This window comes from Shewanella sp. MBTL60-007 (assembly GCF_019654915.1).
GTDB lineage: Bacteria > Pseudomonadota > Gammaproteobacteria > Enterobacterales > Shewanellaceae > Shewanella.
In genome coordinates, this window is record NZ_BPET01000018.1 from 24,755 (window position 1) to 42,308 (window position 17,554).

At 46.7% G+C, this 17,554-nt stretch carries 16 protein-coding genes; 8 read left to right on the plus strand and 8 right to left on the minus strand.

Annotated features, from left to right (window positions below; genetic code table 11):
• Positions 1–516: 516 nt before the first annotated feature.
• The 3 genes from typA to pdxY all read left to right on the plus strand — a co-directional run bounded on the left by typA (position 517) and on the right by pdxY (position 5,791).
• Positions 517–2,328, plus strand: coding sequence for a translational GTPase TypA (gene typA, locus K5Q92_RS08380; RefSeq protein ID WP_220768556.1), 1,812 nt, complete (start codon positions 517–519; stop codon positions 2,326–2,328).
• Between the two features lie 847 nt (positions 2,329–3,175).
• On the plus strand, positions 3,176–4,630 hold the full coding sequence (locus K5Q92_RS08385) for a disulfide bond formation protein B (RefSeq protein WP_220768557.1): 1,455 nt from the start codon (positions 3,176–3,178) through the stop codon (positions 4,628–4,630).
• A gap of 297 nt (positions 4,631–4,927) precedes the next feature.
• Positions 4,928–5,791, plus strand: a complete 864-nt coding sequence (gene pdxY / locus K5Q92_RS08390; RefSeq protein ID WP_220768558.1) for a pyridoxal kinase PdxY — start codon at positions 4,928–4,930, stop codon at positions 5,789–5,791.
• Positions 5,792–6,265: 474 nt separating this feature from the next.
• Here pdxY and K5Q92_RS08395 read toward each other — a convergent pair whose 3' ends face one another.
• From K5Q92_RS08395 to K5Q92_RS08405, 3 genes are all read right to left on the minus strand, one after another.
• The gene (locus K5Q92_RS08395; protein ID WP_220768559.1) at positions 6,266–7,480 is read right to left on the minus strand and encodes a 4Fe-4S binding protein; all 1,215 of its coding nucleotides are present in this window, start codon (positions 7,478–7,480) and stop codon (positions 6,266–6,268) included.
• A 183-nt stretch (positions 7,481–7,663) separates the two neighbouring features.
• Positions 7,664–8,311 (minus strand): DUF2959 domain-containing protein, encoded by a 648-nt coding sequence (locus K5Q92_RS08400; RefSeq protein WP_220768560.1) that lies wholly within the window; start codon positions 8,309–8,311, stop codon positions 7,664–7,666.
• Between the two features lie 27 nt (positions 8,312–8,338).
• On the minus strand, positions 8,339–8,560 hold the full coding sequence (locus K5Q92_RS08405) for a hypothetical protein (protein WP_220768561.1): 222 nt from the start codon (positions 8,558–8,560) through the stop codon (positions 8,339–8,341).
• Between the two features lie 112 nt (positions 8,561–8,672).
• Here K5Q92_RS08405 and K5Q92_RS08410 point away from each other — a divergent pair, with 112 nt between their 5' ends.
• From K5Q92_RS08410 to K5Q92_RS08430, 5 genes are all read left to right on the plus strand, one after another.
• Entirely contained in the window at positions 8,673–9,695 is a 1,023-nt protein-coding gene (locus K5Q92_RS08410; RefSeq protein ID WP_220768562.1) for a virulence factor BrkB family protein, read from the plus strand.
• 5 nt (positions 9,696–9,700) lie between these two features.
• Complete coding sequence (locus tag K5Q92_RS08415) at positions 9,701–10,633, plus strand: alpha/beta fold hydrolase (RefSeq protein WP_220768563.1); 933 nt, start codon at positions 9,701–9,703, stop codon at positions 10,631–10,633.
• A gap of 19 nt (positions 10,634–10,652) precedes the next feature.
• Positions 10,653–11,234 carry a hypothetical protein gene (locus K5Q92_RS08420; protein ID WP_220768564.1) on the plus strand — a complete coding sequence of 194 codons (582 nt, stop codon included), beginning with the start codon at positions 10,653–10,655 and terminating at the stop codon, positions 11,232–11,234.
• A gap of 468 nt (positions 11,235–11,702) precedes the next feature.
• A complete protein-coding gene (gene dtd / locus K5Q92_RS08425) occupies positions 11,703–12,140 on the plus strand; it encodes a D-aminoacyl-tRNA deacylase (RefSeq protein WP_012157097.1) in 438 nt (145 codons plus the stop codon).
• 49 nt (positions 12,141–12,189) lie between these two features.
• Positions 12,190–12,639: a thioesterase domain-containing protein gene (locus K5Q92_RS08430; RefSeq protein WP_220768565.1), complete on the plus strand. Its 450-nt coding sequence runs from the start codon at positions 12,190–12,192 to the stop codon at positions 12,637–12,639.
• 16 nt (positions 12,640–12,655) lie between these two features.
• Here the strand turns inward: K5Q92_RS08430 and K5Q92_RS08435 are convergent, their stop codons facing one another.
• The 5 genes from K5Q92_RS08435 to K5Q92_RS08455 all read right to left on the minus strand — a co-directional run bounded on the left by K5Q92_RS08435 (position 12,656) and on the right by K5Q92_RS08455 (position 17,551).
• Complete coding sequence (locus tag K5Q92_RS08435; RefSeq protein WP_220768566.1) at positions 12,656–12,982, minus strand: rhodanese-like domain-containing protein; 327 nt, start codon at positions 12,980–12,982, stop codon at positions 12,656–12,658.
• A 720-nt stretch (positions 12,983–13,702) separates the two neighbouring features.
• Entirely contained in the window at positions 13,703–14,950 is a 1,248-nt protein-coding gene (locus tag K5Q92_RS08440) for a beta-ketoacyl-ACP synthase (RefSeq protein ID WP_220768567.1), read from the minus strand.
• Positions 14,947–15,672 (minus strand): 3-ketoacyl-ACP reductase FabG2, encoded by a 726-nt coding sequence (locus K5Q92_RS08445; RefSeq protein WP_220768568.1) that lies wholly within the window; start codon positions 15,670–15,672, stop codon positions 14,947–14,949. Before K5Q92_RS08445 ends, K5Q92_RS08440 begins: the two co-directional genes overlap by 4 nt.
• A gap of 111 nt (positions 15,673–15,783) precedes the next feature.
• The gene (locus tag K5Q92_RS08450; RefSeq protein ID WP_220768569.1) at positions 15,784–16,260 is read right to left on the minus strand and encodes a hotdog family protein; all 477 of its coding nucleotides are present in this window, start codon (positions 16,258–16,260) and stop codon (positions 15,784–15,786) included.
• Positions 16,253–17,551: a beta-ketoacyl-[acyl-carrier-protein] synthase family protein gene (locus K5Q92_RS08455; protein ID WP_220768570.1), complete on the minus strand. Its 1,299-nt coding sequence runs from the start codon at positions 17,549–17,551 to the stop codon at positions 16,253–16,255. The genes K5Q92_RS08450 and K5Q92_RS08455 overlap by 8 nt, the downstream gene beginning before the upstream one ends.
• Positions 17,552–17,554 lie beyond the last annotated feature (3 nt).

A 17,554-nucleotide genomic window follows, 5' to 3' on the forward strand; every position in this document is an offset into this window, starting at 1 on the left:
TTTTGGTGCACTCAATGGATCTATGTGGTGCACGCGCTATTGTTGTGCAGTGCCATTCTGACTCTAGCGGATTTATGTTCGTCCCACTTACAACAGCTACACATTAGCTAAGCTGGTTGGTTTTTTATAGGAGCTAACTCAAGGAATTAGTATCCCATTTTCGATAAGTGTTATTCAGATTTAAGACAGTGAGATTTTTGAGTGATTAAAGAGGAAAAGGGGGCGTAATTTAGCGAGAAGAGGCTCAAATATCCAATAAAAGACATTGTTTATTATTTAATCTGACGTCAATGGCATCACATCGCAAAACTATAAAAAAGTGTATAAAAAGCGGACGTTAAGACGAAAAAAATCAATGCGAAAGAGTTATTTTTAACGATTGGTTAAAAATAATCCTGTGAGATAGCGCCGAGCTAGAGTAGAATGTCACGCTTTTTATTGCAACTACTATACTAAACTGGCTTTAGTGAGTTGCAAATCCCCCCTATTTATATACCGATGGTAAGAGGTTTAGCCGTGTTAGAGAATTTACGTAACATCGCCATTATTGCACACGTTGACCATGGTAAGACTACCTTGGTTGATAAGATGCTGGCGCAGTCAGGAACCCTTGAGTCTCGAGGAGAAGCCACTGAGCGGGTGATGGATTCAAATGATCTTGAAAAGGAGCGTGGTATCACGATTCTGGCCAAGAACACTGCCATCAAGTGGAACGATTACCGTATCAACATCGTTGATACTCCAGGTCACGCCGATTTCGGTGGTGAGGTAGAGCGTGTTCTATCTATGGTTGACTCAGTATTACTACTAGTTGACGCAGTAGATGGTCCGATGCCACAGACTCGCTTCGTGACTAAGAAAGCTTTCGCTCAAGGCCTTAAGCCAATCGTTGTTATTAACAAGATTGACCGTCCAGGCGCGCGTCCAGATTGGGTTATCGATCAAGTATTCGATCTATTCGACAACTTAGGTGCGACTGACGAGCAACTAGATTTCCCAATCGTTTATGCTTCTGCACTAAACGGTTTTGCTTCATTAGATCCAGACGAAGTTAGCGCTGACATGACGCCGCTATTCGAAACGATCGTTGAAAAAGTTTCTTCACCAGATGCTGATGCTGAAGGTGATTTCCAGATGCAGATTTCGCAGCTGGACTACAACTCATACGTGGGTGTTATCGGTGTTGGTCGTATCAAGCGTGGTAGCGTTAAGACTAACCAGCAAGTAACTATCATCGATGCTGAAGGTAACAAGCGTAACGGTAAAGTTGGCCAAGTATTAGGTTACATGGGTCTAGAGCGTCACGAAGTTGCTGAAGCTAACGCTGGCGACATCGTAGCGATCACAGGTCTTGGTCAGCTTAAGATTTCTGACACTATCTGTGCTACAGCGACTGTTGAAGCATTACCTCCATTGTCTGTTGACGAACCAACACTAACAATGACTTTCCAGGTAAACACTTCTCCGTTCGCGGGTAAAGAAGGTAAGTACGTAACTTCACGTAACATCCTTGAGCGTCTAGAGCAGGAACTCGTTCACAACGTGGCACTTCGCGTTGAAGAGACTGACAGCCCAGATCGTTTCCGCGTATCTGGTCGTGGTGAACTTCACCTATCTATCTTGATTGAAAACATGCGTCGTGAAGGTTACGAGCTAGCCGTTTCTCGTCCAGAAGTTATCATGAAAGAGATCGATGGCGAGATGTGTGAGCCATTCGAAACACTAACTGTTGACGTTCAAGAAGAACATCAAGGTGCAGTGATCGAAAAGCTTGGTACTCGTAAGGGTGACATGAAAGACATGCAGTTAGACGGTAAGGGTCGTGTACGTATCGACTTCGTTATCCCTAGCCGTGGTCTAATCGGTTTCCAAACTGAATTCATGACAGCCACTTCTGGTACAGGTCTTATCTACCATTCATTCGACCATTACGGTCCAGTGAAGGGTGGCGATATCGGTCAACGTGCACGTGGTGTATTGATCTCTAACGCTACTGGTAAAGCACTAACGTTCGCACTATTCGGTCTGCAAGAGCGTGGTCGTCTATTCATTGGTCACGCTGCAGAAGTATACGAAGGTCAGGTAGTTGGTCTTCACGCTCGTGCAAACGACCTAACAGTTAACTGTTTGAAAGGTAAGCAGCTAACTAACATGCGTGCATCAGGTACTGACGAAGCTCAGGTACTAACTCCGCATATCGAAATGACACTTGAGCAAGCTCTTGAGTTCATCGATGATGATGAATTAGTAGAAGTAACACCGCTGAACATCCGTGTTCGTAAGCGTTACTTGACTGAAAACGAGCGTAAGCGTCATAACCGTAAGTAATGACCGCGTTTAGCTTCAACCTGTAACCGGGTGAAGTATTTAAAAAGCCCTGAGCATGTATGTGCTCAGGGCTTTTTTTGTTAATCCGAAAATTATAAGTGCTAAAGCACCAATTTCTTTATTACGTTATTTGAATGTGGCTCACTCTTTTATCGCCACAATTGGAGAGCTTTACGCAGATTTAACAAGCGTTAATCTCAACGATTCAATTTGTGCTGTGCTTATGGCATTCCTCTCTCTATTAAGTGCAATTTTGGTGCTACACAAACTTGTATTTGGCTCATTATCAGTAACAGTCAGCTAGTATGGAACGCATTTCGTACGCTGTTTTAAATCGCAATAATCATAGCATTCAGCCCTAGCTCACAAGTTGGTGTGGAGTGTGAATATAGCGGGGCACTCGATGTGGTGCTAGGCGTTAAATCTCACTAATTTAGTAATAAATGAACCCACTTAGCAAAAATCAGAATACGCTAATACTCATTTGGAGGTATGGCGGTTGTGACACATTTTTTTCATTAGATTTACCGTAATTTGGTAGCAGCTTTAGTAACTTGCACAGCCAATTTACTAAGTATTGCAGTCAATACTGCAGACATTTTTGAGCCGCTATATGGCTCTTGCTAAGCGCATTGTTGAATTAAGTTCTAATGAACGCTATTGGAGAAAGTCGTGGAATTCCTACTTTTTTGCCTAATTTTTATTGCTTGTTTCTTGGTTGCTTTTAAACCCCACAAACAGAAACTGGCGCATATTTTTTTAGCTCTGAGCATTTTAATGAGTATGGGGATCTGGTTGGTCGCCACTTGGGGCATGTTAGTACCTGCCGGTAACTTGTGAGAACACGATGATGAATGAATTAACAGTAAACAGAATTGTATCATTAGCGGCATTGGCGCTAATTACTTTGCCAGTCGGCATCGCTTGTATCATCTTAGGTTTTGCCATGGGTGACACCCCATGTATTCTTTGTTGGCAAGAACGTACTGCCATGGTCCTAGTATCTCTAATCGCGATTTTCATTATGCGTTATGGCTTAAAGCCTAAGTATATTGGCGCACTGATTATTACCGCTGTATATGGCTTATGGGCGGGTTACCGTCATAGCTCGGCACATATTCTTCGTGATATTGGCCAGGGCTTCGGCCCGGCTATTTTTGGCGTACACACTTATGTATGGGTGATTGTGGTCTTTGCGATTATCTTATTATTTGCTGGTGTATTAATGCTGCTACAAGGCGATAAACTAGTAGAGAAGAGCGATAGCAGTGAATGGAGCTTATTGAACAAGGTCACTGTAAATGTGTTCTTAGTGATTATTGGCTTCAACATTGTGCAAGCATTCACGCAAACAGGACCATTCCCATATATTGGTCAAAGCGATCCTGTGCGCATGACATTTGATTCTGAGAAAACCATTTGGTCAACGGCTAACTGGCCAGCATTTTCTAAGCTTTCTGCGCGTGGCGCATACTCAATTGAAAAGCCTGACTTTGCGGCGATGACGGCAAATGCCGCGACTAAAGTAGCTACTAACGAAGCGCTTAGCTTACTTCAAAGTGTTGATTTGCCAGCCGACATTTTTGGTTTGGCCACCGGTATTAGCTATAACCCTCAAAGTAAGCTGTACGCTGTAGTCACCAGCAATAACTGGGTTTATTTCTTGGATGACACACTAACAACTACTTTGGCTAAAGTGCAGATTGATGCGGCATTTTCTGCTGAAATATCTAACCTTGCTGGTGTGACTTTTGACGGTGAAACCTCGGTGTTAGTGACAGCAGATCATAAAAGCTTTGTGCGTGTAGAGTACGATTCTAGCGTGAAGTTTGATGATACTTATGGACGTTTTATTGAAGGCACAGATGGCGTTCGCGAAGTGAAGCGCAGCCGCTTTGCGACAGTCCGTGCTAAGTACAACTACGTGGCAAGTGTTGCTTGGGATGCGAATACACAAGAGTATTTAATGGTGACCTTACCAGCTACGAAGCGCAATAACTTTGTGGTTTCACGTTTAAGTGGCAAAGACTATGAGCTAAACAGCGAAGCGATTATTAGTATTGATGCCAAGGCTTACCCTAATGTGACTGGTGTTAGTGTAGTAGACGATAAAGCTTATTTACTTAGTCATTCTGGTCAGCAAATGTTAACTATGGATTTGGCTTCAAATACCATAGTTGCGGCTAGTGATATTGCGGGTCTAAATAACCCACAAGCACTGACAGTCGTAAATGGTGAGTTTGCAGTCTTAGATGCGAGTGAAGGGAATAATCGCGTTAACTTCTATCAGATCCAGAAGTAAGCGCCTAAGGCGTTAAGATCACTTTAAAGCAATAAGCCCTTAATTACTCGTTAAGGGTTTTTTTAAGGTCTAAGCTTCACTTACGTTCACCTCTAGAATAATTGTTGGATAGCCTTAACTAGCCTGCGTTTGGCCATAAAAAATGCCAATCCTATGCAATAGCTCACAGGCTGATTAAGTTTGGCAATACTAATTTAGATGAATAGGTATAATTCGAAAAAATACCTCAAATAGTTGTAATCATATCGCTATTGAGTGCCCTCTACTAAATCGCTAACAGAATTAAAGGTTGTAACCATGAAGCGGATCTTATCCATTCAATCCCATGTGGTATTTGGCTGCGCAGGAAACAGTAGCGCCGTATTCCCAATGCGTCGTCTAGGTATGGAGGTGTGGCCAATCAATACGGTTCAGTTCTCTAACCATACTCAGTATGCACAAGGATGGACGGGAACGATTATGCCAGCTGGGCAGATCACCGAGTTGGTACAAGGGTTAGATAATATAGGTAAACTGCAAAGCTGTGATGCTATTCTGAGTGGCTACTTAGGTAGCGCCGAGCAGGGTGGTGAAATTGTCGCTGCAGTGAAAAAGATGAAAGCCCTCAATCCTCAGGCGATCTACTTCTGTGACCCAGTGATGGGCCACCCTGAGAAAGGCTGTATCGTTGCGCCGGGTGTGCAAGAGTTTCTTAAAACTCAAGCCTTGGCCGAAGCCGATATTATTGCGCCTAACCTCTTAGAGCTGGAAACGCTTACCGATAGAGAGTTGCATAATCTAGATGAAGTGATAAATGCGTGTGAGTGCTTGTTAGAAAAAGGGCTTGAGGTTGTGGTGGTGAAGCATCTTGCTAAGGCAGCTACTAGTCAAGAACAGTTTGAGATGTTGTTGGTAACCAAGACAGGCAGTTACCTAATCTCTCGCCCTCTATATGAGTTTGATAAGCAACCTGTGGGCGTAGGAGACTTAATCAGTGGCTTGATGTTAGCTAATCTGCAAGCAGGTTTTAGCCCAGTAGAAGCCTTCGAGCGCACCAATGCCTCGGTTGATGCCGTACTACTAGAGACCTTTAACCAAGGTGCTTATGAGCTGCAATTAATTGGCGCGCAGGATGCTATTGCATCGCCGACAATCAAGGCACACGCCAAGCGAGTAAACTAACTCAAGCTTATTCGTATCAAAATCAATAGGCGGAATTTAATGAGCCTGCTCTATTCATGGAACAGGCTCTTTTCTTAGCTTTAAAAGAAGTTCCTAGCACCTAGCACCTTTCTTAGCCTTTCCTAGGACCTTATTCGTTTCCCGCTTTTCCGTCTTTGCTTTCACCATCTTTAAACCGTCTCAGCCTTTCCCTGCTTTACTCCATCTTTTCCGAAAGCGTAGCGTGCCGTAAGTGACCTAGTCACGTTTGTAAGGCCGAAGGCCGTTCGGCTATTACCATCCTGGCCTTTCCTAGCACCTTTCTTAGCCTTTCCTAGGACCTTATTCGTTTCCCGCTTTTCCGTCTTTGCTTTCACCATCTTTAAACCGTCTCAGCCTTTCCCTGCTTTACTCCATCTTCTCCGTAAGCGCAGCGTTCTGTAAGGCCGAAGGCCGTTCGTCTTGTACCGTCTTGGCTTTTCCTAGAACCTTCCGTTAATGCCCAATCCTATCTAAATGTTGAATTAAGTACATACGTGCCTCGACTGGCGTTTCGCTGTGCCAGAAGCCGCCTAGATAAGCGATAAGCGGGAGCAGGAACATGATGATTAGCAGCATGATACTAAGTCCACGTGCGGAGAGCTTCCAACCGTTACGAGTACTAAAATGCAGCGCCTCCTTCTTAGGGCAGGCGGACACGCAGCGCATACAGGCCTGGCATTCGTCTGAACGAATGTTGATTTGGTTATGTACCTGGATATTCGCCGGGCAGGCGCGGCTGCACTTATCGCAGTTCATCCCTTTTGATTCGATTAGACAGTGCTGAGTACTGCGGCGGATCTTAAATGGACTTAAGAAGCTTACTAGTCCAAGCAACGCGCCATAAGGGCAGATATAGCGACAGAAACCTTGGCGGCGCCAAGCGGCAAGCCCTAGAATGAAGCCGAAACAGATTAAGGTCACAAGCCCTGGAGTGATAAAGAACAGTGCCATCTTAAGATCGGCAATCTTGTGATAATTACTGTTTAAATAACCGGGAATGCTCTGACTCGGCATGCCAACAATGATGTACAACAAAGCCAGTAACAGCAGGTATTTGACCATACGTAGTGGCCAGTCTATCCAAGCGGGTGGCAGTAGCTCCTGTTTGATGAAGCGCTTTCTGAGTTTATACAGATATTCACCAGCCAAGCCTAACGGGCAGGCCCAGCCGCAGAAAGCACGTTTACACAGTAAACCTGTCAGTAACACCACTGTTAACATGACAGCTGCTGCAGGGTGGTTTTGATCCCAGATCCCCAAGCTGAGAATCGCCTTAATCTCGATGCCGCCAGCAATGGGTAAAAAGGCATCGCCAACATCGGGGCGCATCAGCCAAGGTGTGATGCCAGCTTTAAGTAACGCGGCATTAACCGCAAATTGCACACCAACCAATAGCATCGACAGTGCTAAAAGATGCTGTACACCGTCTCTTAAGTTATTGGCTCTCAGAGCGCCTTGAGCGACTTCGGGCTGTAACTTAGTTATTAGGCCGATAACGATAACGGCGAGGCCTAGACCTGCGATAAGAGGCCAATATAGGCTAGAAATTATGGCAGCAGTTACTAGGAGGGCGGTGGTCAGTGCCCCCCACTTCTTGCCACTCCAATACAGCAGACTGGTGCTATAGGTCAGCGCTAAGGCAAGAGTTAAAGATTCGATAAAGCTCATAAATAGCGTTAGTTAAAATAGGATGGATACTATTGTGAAACTTTGTTTGAGAATTAGTTCTTGTTGAACGCTTAGCTTGTGCGGGAGATCGAAAAATGAGGATTATAGCGTTGAAAACGATGTGTTAGCTCACAAGTTAGGTTCCTAAGTTATGTTGCTTAGGAACCTAACTTTAGGGGATGTTTATTTACCTTCTAATGAGGCAATGAACTTGTTTGATTCATCGATCGACTTGTTCATCTCTTTAATTAACCCTGAGATATCGGTCTGCAGGCTAGCAAACTCCCCTTTAATCGCGCCAATGGCTTGGGCGTTAAGGTTATGCTTTAGGTACAGCATATTGTCTTTCATCGCGGTGAGAACTGGTTCCATCTTGCTCTCGGCGCGGCGCATGCTTTTTACCAGTTGGTTATATGAACGGCGAGTCTCTTTGAGCTTAGACTCACTGTTACGGCGTAGGCTGGCTTTGCTGATCTCACCAATCTCTGTTTGCCATTCGTCAAAGAGTGCCTCGGCCACATCTTCAACTTTGTCGATACGATTGGTGACATCATCGGCTGCATCTTGTGCCGATTCGTATTCGTCTTTGGCCTTGTTATAGGCACTTTCTAGGTCGCCACCATCATGGTTTAGTAGTGCTTGCATCTCTTCTAGCGCCGAGCTGAACTGCTCTTGGGCATCTTCTTGAGATTCTCTAGCGTCTTCGACACGATCGACCATGATGTCGCGCTTGTGATACCCCACTTTTTCCATCGCGCCATAATAGGCACTCTGGCAGCCACCCAGTAGTAAACTTGTGCCAATAACGGCGGTGGTAATTAGTTTTTTCATTTTCTTTTATCCCTGAAAATTCAAAGGCTACTCTGAGCGAAACTTAGCTGCGTCGATAATACTCCACAGATGGGCAATACCGCCTATGATTGCCGGAACAATAAGCCACCATAGGGCATAACCGACAACGGCAATAACACAGAAAAGTAAAGCCGCTAAAATACGCCCTTGAACAAGCTGTCCAAGGCCTGGGAAGAAAAAGCTCGCGATTGCGGCAATAACATTGCCCGCTGATCCTTGTTGAGACATCAATTCAATCCTTATGCTTGTAAAGAGAAGGTTATAAGCTTTATTGTACCAAGATAATGATTATTATCGTCTAATAGATTAAGACTAACTTTAACAGAATCAAGAGTAACAAGTGAAAAATAAGATTGTGATAAATCAGGTTCGTTCTTTCTTACTGAGTATTTGGGCATTTTTTTTACACCTACTCAGTCGCTTTAAAGAAGACCAAGTCAATATTAAGGCTGGCCACTTAGCCTATGTCACCCTGTTGTCACTGGTGCCAATTGTGGCGGTGATGTTTTCCATGTTGTCGGCGTTCCCGGTTTTTTCTGGCATACGCGAAAAGTTAGAAGCGTTTGTTTACGACAATTTTCTGCCTGCCGCCGGTGATACGGTGCAGATCTATATCAATGAATTTGTCGCCAACGCCTCTAAGGGGACCAGCGTCGGTATCGCTGCCTTAGTGGTGGTGGCACTGCTGCTGATCTCGGCTATCGATAAGGCGCTAAACAGTATTTGGCGAACCAAAGAAAAACGTCAGGCGGCGGTCTCTTTTTCTATGTATTGGATGGTGTTGACCTTAGGGCCTGTGTTGGTGGGGGCCAGCCTAGTTGCAACCTCTTACATAGTGTCATTAAAGGTGTTCAATACTGAAGAGCTTTCTGGAGTCGTCCCTATACTGATAGAGCGTTTGCCGATGATCTTTTCGGTGGCGGCCTTTCTACTGCTGTATATGGTTGTACCCGTTAAGAAGGTTAAGTTTCTGCATGCACTACTGGGTGCACTAGTCGCAGCCATGCTGTTTGAGCTGGGCAAGAAGGGGTTCGCATACTATGTGACTCAGTTCCCGAGTTACGAGGCCATCTACGGCGCCCTAGCGACAATACCCATTTTATTTGTTTGGGTTTATGTTTCTTGGGTGATCGTGCTCGTTGGTGCAGAGATCACTGCAGGACTGCCTGAGTATCTGCATGAGTGCCAGCAGATCCGAGAAAGGGTATCGGCCGAGGCTGAAGCCGAAGAGTTGGAGCAGGAGTCAAAACAGAGTGTTAGCCAACTCGAAGAAACGAATGAGCAAGTTAGTGAGAAAACGAGCAAGCAAATGAGTGAGTCTAGCCCTGATAAGCAGGATAAGTCTGCCGATAGGAATAAGTAGGGCTAATGCCTATTGCGCTACCTAAAGCCTTCCGTCGAACCTGGATCGATGTTGGTGACGGTCATCAACTGCATGTGGCATTGTATGGTAATTCCGAGGGAATCCCACTGCTGTATCTGCACGGTGGTCCTGGTGCGGGTTGTAGCGTCGAAGAGTTAAAGCTGTTCGATCTGTCTGTTTATCAGGTGATTTTAGTCGATCAGCGTGGTGCTGGGCGTTCACGCCCTCGGGGGGAGCTTAAGCATAATAACCTCTCCAATTTACTGGCCGATATTGAGCGAGTTCGCTGCTGGCTTAATGTTCCTCAATGGATGCTGGCGGGGGGCTCATTTGGTGCCACCTTAGCCTTGTTATATTCCGCCTACTACCCAAACCGGGTGATCTCACAGGTATTATGGGGGCTGTTTGTTCCCAGCCCTGCGGGTATTGAATGGCTCTACGGTAATCGTGGAGCGGCTCGCTTGTTCAAAGAGGAATATCGAGATTTTGTTGATGGTGCAGAGCCACAAGAGTTAACGGCTTTACTCACCAGTTATCGTTCCAGTTTGGATGATGACTGCCAAGACGTTCGCTACTCTGCGGCAGAGCGCTGGATCCGCTGGGAAATGGCCTTAGCTTATCCAGGCTGTATGTTAGGCGAGATTAATTCGCCATTCAGTCAGTCTCTAGCAAGCATAGAGCTTTATTATGTTGCTAATGATTACTTTGGTGCATTTGAAAAACTCATCGTTCAATTGCCTTTGATTCAATGTCAAACACGTGTACTGCAGGGTGAGATGGACTGGGTCTGCCCATTTAAAGTACTGCAAAACTTCTTTAAAGGTAGGGCGAGCCAGTTGATCGAGGTGACAGAGATTAAAGGTGGGTATCACGCTTTGGCCGATGTTAAGATGGCTAGAGCGGTAATGGATGCCATACAGGAAATGGCCAAACAATAAACAAGGAAACATAGACGCTATGAAAAAACTGATTGTTGCAGGCTTAGCTATCGGCTTAACTATCGGCCTAACGGCTTGCGCTTCAACTGAAAAAACAGCAGAGGCAGAAGCTGCTGTCAAAGCGCCTGACAGTGTGGATTTAGGTGGCCTGTCTAACGAAGAAGCCACGACTAAATTGCTTGAAGCACTGTTAAATAAGAGTTATTTGGCATCGCGTGCAGGGCCTAATGGTGTGGCGGTCAATTTTGATAACAGCCAGTTTATTCTGCAGCCGAGCATCAACCCTGATGGTATCGATCGCATCATGATGAATCGCTTTTACGCCATTCACCCTAAATATGTGGGTAGTAAAGAGATGTTGCTGATGATCGGTACCTTGAACCAAAAGCTTAATTTCGCCAAGTTTGTTATCCGCGACCAAGGTGCGGTGATCCAGGTGCAAGGGGCGGCAACATTTGTCGATACCATCACCATGGAGGAGATCCGTCGATTTATCCTATGGATAGATGAAGGTTTACGTCAGGTAGGTGAGTCTCTCCCAGAAGGTTCGGAAGATGTGATTAAGCCAATACCTGTGATGCAGAATATTCAGTCGATTTAAAGAAGGTTTTAGGGAAAGCAGGGAAAGCAGGTCCTAGGTCTTAGGAAAGGCTAAGAAAGGTACTAGGGAAAGCTGGGAAAGCTAAGAAATGGCAAAGGTGGTGCTTTTGGTTTTTGTTGTTCCTAGCAGGGCGAAGCCCGTCCTCGAAGCGAAGCGTCCTAGGATCTTTAAAGCAAAGACGAACGGCCTACGGCCTTACGGACGTGACTATGTCACTTACGGAACGCTGCGCTTACGGAAAAGCAGGGAAAGCAGGTCCTAGGTCTTAGGAAAGGCTAAGAAAGGTACTAGGGAAAGCTGGAAAAGCTAAGAAATGGCAAAGGTGGTGCTTTTGGTTTTTGTTGTTCCTAGCAGGGCGAAGCCCGTCCTCGGAGCGAAGCGTCCTAGAACCTAATCCCTTGTTTTAAAGCGAAGCGTTCGTCTTCGCTTTTTCATTTAAGTTATTAAATTTTTTGGAGAGTGTTGTACGTGATTGCCCTAATTCAACGTGTGAGTGAAGCAAAAGTTGTCGTTGATGGCGCGACTATCGGTGAGATAGATAAAGGCCTGTTGGTATTACTCGGTGTCGAGCGCGAGGATAACATTGAGAAGATGCAAAAGCTGGCCACCAAGGTGATGAGCTACCGTGTGTTTTCCGATGAAAATGGCAAGATGAACCTTAACCTTGAACAGGCGGGGGGCAGTCTATTAGTGGTATCGCAGTTTACCTTAGCTGCCGATACTGGCCGAGGATTGCGTCCAAGTTTCTCCGGTGCAGGTACGCCGGATCAAGCGCGCGAACTCTATGAGGCGTTTGTCGATTTTTGTAAGTCCAAAGGGGTGAACACTCAAACTGGCCAATTTGCCGCAGACATGAAAGTGTCTTTAGTGAATGACGGCCCTGTAACCTTTAACCTGCAAGTCTAGAGCTTTACTGCGTGCTCAGGGATTGTAAAGGCTCGTATTAGGAAAGCGGATGTCTGATTCAAACTATCAAAACTTGCTAAAGCAGCTGCAACAGACTTGGCATCAAACCATACCTGTAAGTGAGTTTATGCAGGTAGCACCGTTAGCGTTTGATGGGGATACTTTCGAAGTCTCTGCACCAATGGAGCCCAATATCAACCTGCACAACACCATGTTTGCAGGCAGCATCTATACGCTAATGACCTTAACTGGCTGGGGCATGTTGTGGTTGCAGCAAAAGCTAGCCGAGCAAGAGGGCGATATCGTGTTAGCTGATGCCAATGTGCGCTATATCGCCCCAATTGACATTCAACCTGTAGCTAAAGTTTGTTGGCCGCAAGTCGATCTCGCGAAGTTAGCGCAAGGACGTCGAGTTAAGGTACGTTTAGAGGTCGAGCTATATTGTCGTGATAAGTTATGTGCCAGCTTCTCTGGGCTTTATGTCAGTATGGGTAACTAACTTATTCCGATAGTTTTTAGCGTTTTGGCTGACAGCAGAGTAGATCTTTTAATGCGCCGCCGTTGATCACACATTCCAAGCCGTTGGCCTTTAAAATATCGCAGCCTTTTTGGGCGCGAATGCCTGCACCACAATAGAGCACGAACACTTGTTGACGGTTTTCAACCTTGTGTAACCAAGCATCTAAGCTATCTAGTGGCACGTTTATCGCCTGTGGTAGATGGCCGCTAGCAAATTCTTGCGGCGAGCGTACATCAATCACGGTCGCGCCGTCCTCTATCAGTTTCCAGCATTGATCGCTTGCAGGCTTAGTCGGTAATTTTGAAATCTGAGTGTTTAACATATCCACCTCTATTTATTGTGTTCTTTGATTTTGTTTGATGTTAGCTGAACAAAACTTGTGCAGATATTTAAACCTTTAATTAGATTAATTTCAATAAGTTTTTGCTAATGATTGTTTGTGCCGATTAACGGTTTATGGCTAGAGCACGAAGATTAACGATGAAAATCAGTTATAAAAAAGGAGCTAGGAGCTAGGAGCTAGGACCTAGGCTCTAGGGCGCTGCGCTTTAAAACAAGGTACGAGATCCTAGGGCGCTTCGCTTCGAGGACGGGCTACGCCCTGCTAGGAACAGCAAAAGAGAAAAGCACCACCAGTGCTCCTTCTTAGCTTTTCCGGCTTTACCTAGGACCAGCTTTTCCTAGAGCCTAGAACCTTTCCTAGCTTTTCCGTAAGCGCAGCGTTCCGTAAGTGACATAGTCACGTTCCCTAGGCTGTCGGCCGTTCGGCTATTATTGTCTTAGCCTTTCCTAGCACCTAGATTCTAGGGCGCTGCGCTTTAAAACAAGGTACGAGATCCTAGGGCGCTTCGCTTCGAGAACGAGCTACGCCCTGCTAGGAACAGCAAAAGAGAAAAGCACCACCAGTGCTCCTTCTTAGCTTTTCCGGCTTTACCTAGGACCTGCTTTTCCTAGAGCCTAGAACCTTTCCTAGCTTTTCCGTAAGCGCAGCGTTCCGTAAGGCCGTAGGCCGTTCGTCTTTGCTTTCCCTAGAACCTAGAACCTATCCCTTAAATCGCTTAAAGATCAGCGAAGTATTGATGCCACCGAAGGCGAAGTTATTACTCATCACATAGTCGGTTTCAAGCTGGCGAACTTCGTCTTTGATGTAATCTAGCTCGCCACACTCAGGATCCACTTCTGCCAGATTGAGTGTCGGTGCAAACCAGCCTGCGTTCATCATTTCAATGCTGACCCACGCCTCTAGGGCACCACAGGCACCCAATGTATGGCCAGTGTAGCTCTTAAGTGAAGAGATTGGCTGCTTAGCACCAAATACCGCATGAGTGGCCTGGGTTTCGGCGATATCGCCGCGATCGGTCGCCGTGCCGTGGGCATTCACATAGCCAATCTTGTCGGCACTGATGTTGGCATCTTTTAGTGCTAAGCGAATGGCGACTTCCATGGTTTCACTGTTTGGCTGCGTCACATGTAGGCCGTCGGCATTGGTACCAAAACCTATGATTTCGGCATAGATCTTTGCGCCGCGTGCCTGAGCGTGTTCGAGCTCTTCTAATACCAGAGTACAGGCGCCTTCACCTATCACCAGACCGTCGCGGCCCTTGTCGAATGGGCGTGGCGTCTCCGCTGGCGTATCGTTCTTAGTGCTGGTGGCAAATAGGGTATCGAAGACTACCGCCTCGGTTGGACACAGCTCTTCTCCGCCGCCAGCAAGCATAAGATCTTGCTGGCCATATTTGATGGCCTCATAGGCGTAACCTATCCCTTGGCTACCAGAGGTACAGGCGCTGCTGGTGGTGTGCACTCGCCCCTTGAGACCAAAGAAAACTCCGACGTTTACCGCAGTGGTGTGTGCCATCATACGAATATAGCTGGTGGCAGTAACACCCGACATGTCGCCATCTTTAAGCATGTCACCGAATGCCACAATCGGATCGGTGCTGCCCGTCGATGAGCCGTAAGCTATACCCATAGCGCCCGATGTCACTACGGGGTCATCGAGTAGGTTGGCATCTATCAATGCCAGCTCACTGGCACGAGTGGCCATGATCGACACTCGCCCCATGGAGCGGATCTTCTTACGCTTATAGTGGCTTGGCACTTCGAAATCAGTAATAGGCGCTGCTAAGCGGGTATGAAGATCGGCAAACCTGTCCCACTCGTCCATGCGTACCACGCAGTTCTTCTGCGCCTTTAAGCTCTCAGCAATGCTTGGCCAATCATGGCCTAGGGCTGAAATACCGCCAACGCCAGTGATCACTACGCGGCGAGGAAAAGCTGCTTGGCTCATATCATGCCTCCGTTTACCGAGATAACTTGACGAGTGATATAGGCAGCGTCTTCTGACATTAAGTAATTGGCTAGGCCTGCAATCTCAGACGGCTTGCCCATGCGGCGCATCGGCACTATGTTGTTGACCATCTCTTTTGGTATATCGCTAACCATATCTGTCTCGATAAGCCCTGGGGCGATGCAGTTTACGGTGATTTTCCGTTTAGCGAGCTCTAAAGAGAGCGCCTTAGTCGCGCCAATAATCCCCGCCTTAGATGCGCTGTAGTTGACCTGACCACGATTGCCAGCAATGCCCGATACCGATGCAAGGGTAATGATGCGTCCACCTTGGCGGCTTTGTACCATAGGCATTACAGTCGGGTGAATAACGTTATAGAAACCATCTAGGTTGGTGTGGACTACGCTGTCCCACTCAGATTCAGTCATCGCAGGGAAGGCGGTATCGGCATTGATACCAGCATTGAGTACTACACCATAATAGGCGCCATGTTGCTCGATATCTTGCTCTATGGCTTGTTTGACCGCGGCTCTATCTGCAATATCAAACTGCAGACAGCTGACCTTAATGCCGAGCTGCTCAAGCTCAGCCTTGGTGGCATCGGCGGCGGTTTGGTTGCTATGAAAATGCATTGCGATATCATAGCCTGAGCCAGCCAGTTTTAGGGCGATGGCTTTGCCTATTCCGCGGCTTGAGCCGGTAATTAATACTCTTTTGGTCATCTTGTTGTTGCTCCCTGCGTAGTGCCTTAGCTCAGCTGTTTTTCGCCGTCACTTGAGATGACAGTTGTGACTGAGCTAATACGCTGCGACTTTATATTTTCATCAATTAAGTTACTGAGTCGACTCTGCAATATAGGCTTGCGCGTCTTGTGGCTGAAACACATTCACATTGGCTTCGGCCACTACCTCTTGGTTATGCAATATTTGGCAGTCAAATACCGCTAAGCCCGATTCCTCTTGGTAGAGGCGAGTCACTCGGGTTTGATAGTTTTGTCCAAGCTTAAAGGTTGGGATATGCATCTTCAGCTTGCGGCTTCCCAGCAAGAATCCCACTCTAATAATGTCGTCCCTCAGATGGGCTTCTACGCCTGCCAGTGCCGCGATGCTTTGTGCCATATATTCGATACCTACATAGTTGGGCACGCCATTGAGAGATGCATCGAAATAGGGACTTGAGGTCGATATATTGGTCTGGGTCAGTAAGCTATCTGGGCTATGGCTAAGTAGCTGGCTGATTAAGATCATCGGCTGGCGGTGAGGGATAAACTTTTCTACCGCTTGCTCGGCAAGGTTAGATATATCAAACATTTGGATTTGTCTCTGTTGAGTCAAAGGCTCTATTTTCTAGGACTTCGCGACTTGACCTGTAGCGGCTCAAGATCAGGCTGGCATTACTGCCACCGAAGGCAAAAGAGTTACTCATCACATGGCGAATATTGGCCTGTTGCCCTTTTTCGACTAGCGTTAGGCTAGGGTCGTTAGGATCTTGCTCCCCGTCCCACACCTGTGGGGGTAATTGCTGCTGAGTATTGTAATCACTGAGCAGTAGATAACAAAATGCCGCTTCAATCGCACCCGCAGCGCCCAAAGTATGGCCGGTTAGTGACTTAGTGGAGCTGCATGCTGGCAAGTTATTGCTAAACACTTGGTGTACGGCGCGGCTCTCCATGGCATCATTTTTGGGCGTAGCAGTGCCATGTAGGTTGAGGTAATCAATCTGTTCCGGCTTAAGCTTGGCCATGTTAAGGGCGGCTTGCATCGCATTGATTGCACCTCTTCCTTCGGGGTGTGGTGCCGAGATATGGTGGGCATCGCTAGACTCACCGATGCCACTGAGAATTATCGCTTTTTCCTCACCATCTTTTGCTGCATTATCAAGAGTAACCTTCTCTAAAGTCACTTTCTCTAAAGTAAAGAGCGCGCCGCCTTCTCCGATATTGATACCGTCACGATTGATGCTAAAGGGTTGGCAATGGCCGTTAGATATCGATTCGAGGGAGTAAAACCCATTAAGGGTTAGCTTACAAAGGGTATCGATACCACCGACAATCACCATATCGCAAACATCGGCATCGATAAGACGCTTGGCGCTGGCAAAGACTTTGGCGCTAGAGGAACAAGCGGTTGAAACGGTATAGCAAGGACCGCTTAACCCAAAGTAGGCCTGCAAAAATTGGCTAGTATCGCCAAGTTCTTGCTTGGCATAGTCATACTCTTTTGGAAATTCGCCATGAGCTTTAAGCTCGCTAAGTGCTGCCTCACCAGTGGCAATGCCCGAGGTGCTGGTGCCGATAACGATGCCGATCCGCTCACAACTAAAGCGTGCTTTCGCTTGCTCAACGGCTTGCTCAATTTGGCGGGCAATCAACAGAGTAAGTTGGTTATTACGGGTATCAAACCGCTTTAAGGCAGACGGGAGTTCGGGCAACTTGGCATCGACTTGGCCAACCAGTACTGAACGTTCAAATAGCAGGTCGTCACGCCACTGCATACCAGTGGTACTGGCGTGGAGTAGATTATCGAGCACGACTTGGTGGGACTGACCTAGAGGGCAGCATAAACCTAGATGGGTTATCGCGATTTGTGTTGTTGAGTTCACTAA

Excerpts from the sequence above, each read along its gene's own strand:
- K5Q92_RS08385 (WP_220768557.1), top strand. The coding sequence starts at position 3,176 with ATGATGAATGAATTAACAGTAAACAGAATTGTATCATTAGCGGCATTG.
- pdxY (WP_220768558.1), top strand. The coding sequence starts at position 4,928 with ATGAAGCGGATCTTATCCATTCAATCCCATGTGGTATTTGGCTGCGCA.
- K5Q92_RS08395 (WP_220768559.1), bottom strand. The coding sequence starts at position 7,480 with ATGAGCTTTATCGAATCTTTAACTCTTGCCTTAGCGCTGACCTATAGC.
- K5Q92_RS08400 (WP_220768560.1), bottom strand. The coding sequence starts at position 8,311 with ATGAAAAAACTAATTACCACCGCCGTTATTGGCACAAGTTTACTACTG.
- K5Q92_RS08405 (WP_220768561.1), bottom strand. The coding sequence starts at position 8,560 with ATGTCTCAACAAGGATCAGCGGGCAATGTTATTGCCGCAATCGCGAGC.
- K5Q92_RS08415 (WP_220768563.1), top strand. The coding sequence starts at position 9,701 with ATGCCTATTGCGCTACCTAAAGCCTTCCGTCGAACCTGGATCGATGTT.
- K5Q92_RS08420 (WP_220768564.1), top strand. The coding sequence starts at position 10,653 with ATGAAAAAACTGATTGTTGCAGGCTTAGCTATCGGCTTAACTATCGGC.
- K5Q92_RS08430 (WP_220768565.1), top strand. The coding sequence starts at position 12,190 with ATGTCTGATTCAAACTATCAAAACTTGCTAAAGCAGCTGCAACAGACT.
- K5Q92_RS08435 (WP_220768566.1), bottom strand. The coding sequence starts at position 12,982 with ATGTTAAACACTCAGATTTCAAAATTACCGACTAAGCCTGCAAGCGAT.
- K5Q92_RS08440 (WP_220768567.1), bottom strand. The coding sequence starts at position 14,950 with ATGAGCCAAGCAGCTTTTCCTCGCCGCGTAGTGATCACTGGCGTTGGC.
- K5Q92_RS08445 (WP_220768568.1), bottom strand. The coding sequence starts at position 15,672 with ATGACCAAAAGAGTATTAATTACCGGCTCAAGCCGCGGAATAGGCAAA.
- K5Q92_RS08450 (WP_220768569.1), bottom strand. The coding sequence starts at position 16,260 with ATGTTTGATATATCTAACCTTGCCGAGCAAGCGGTAGAAAAGTTTATC.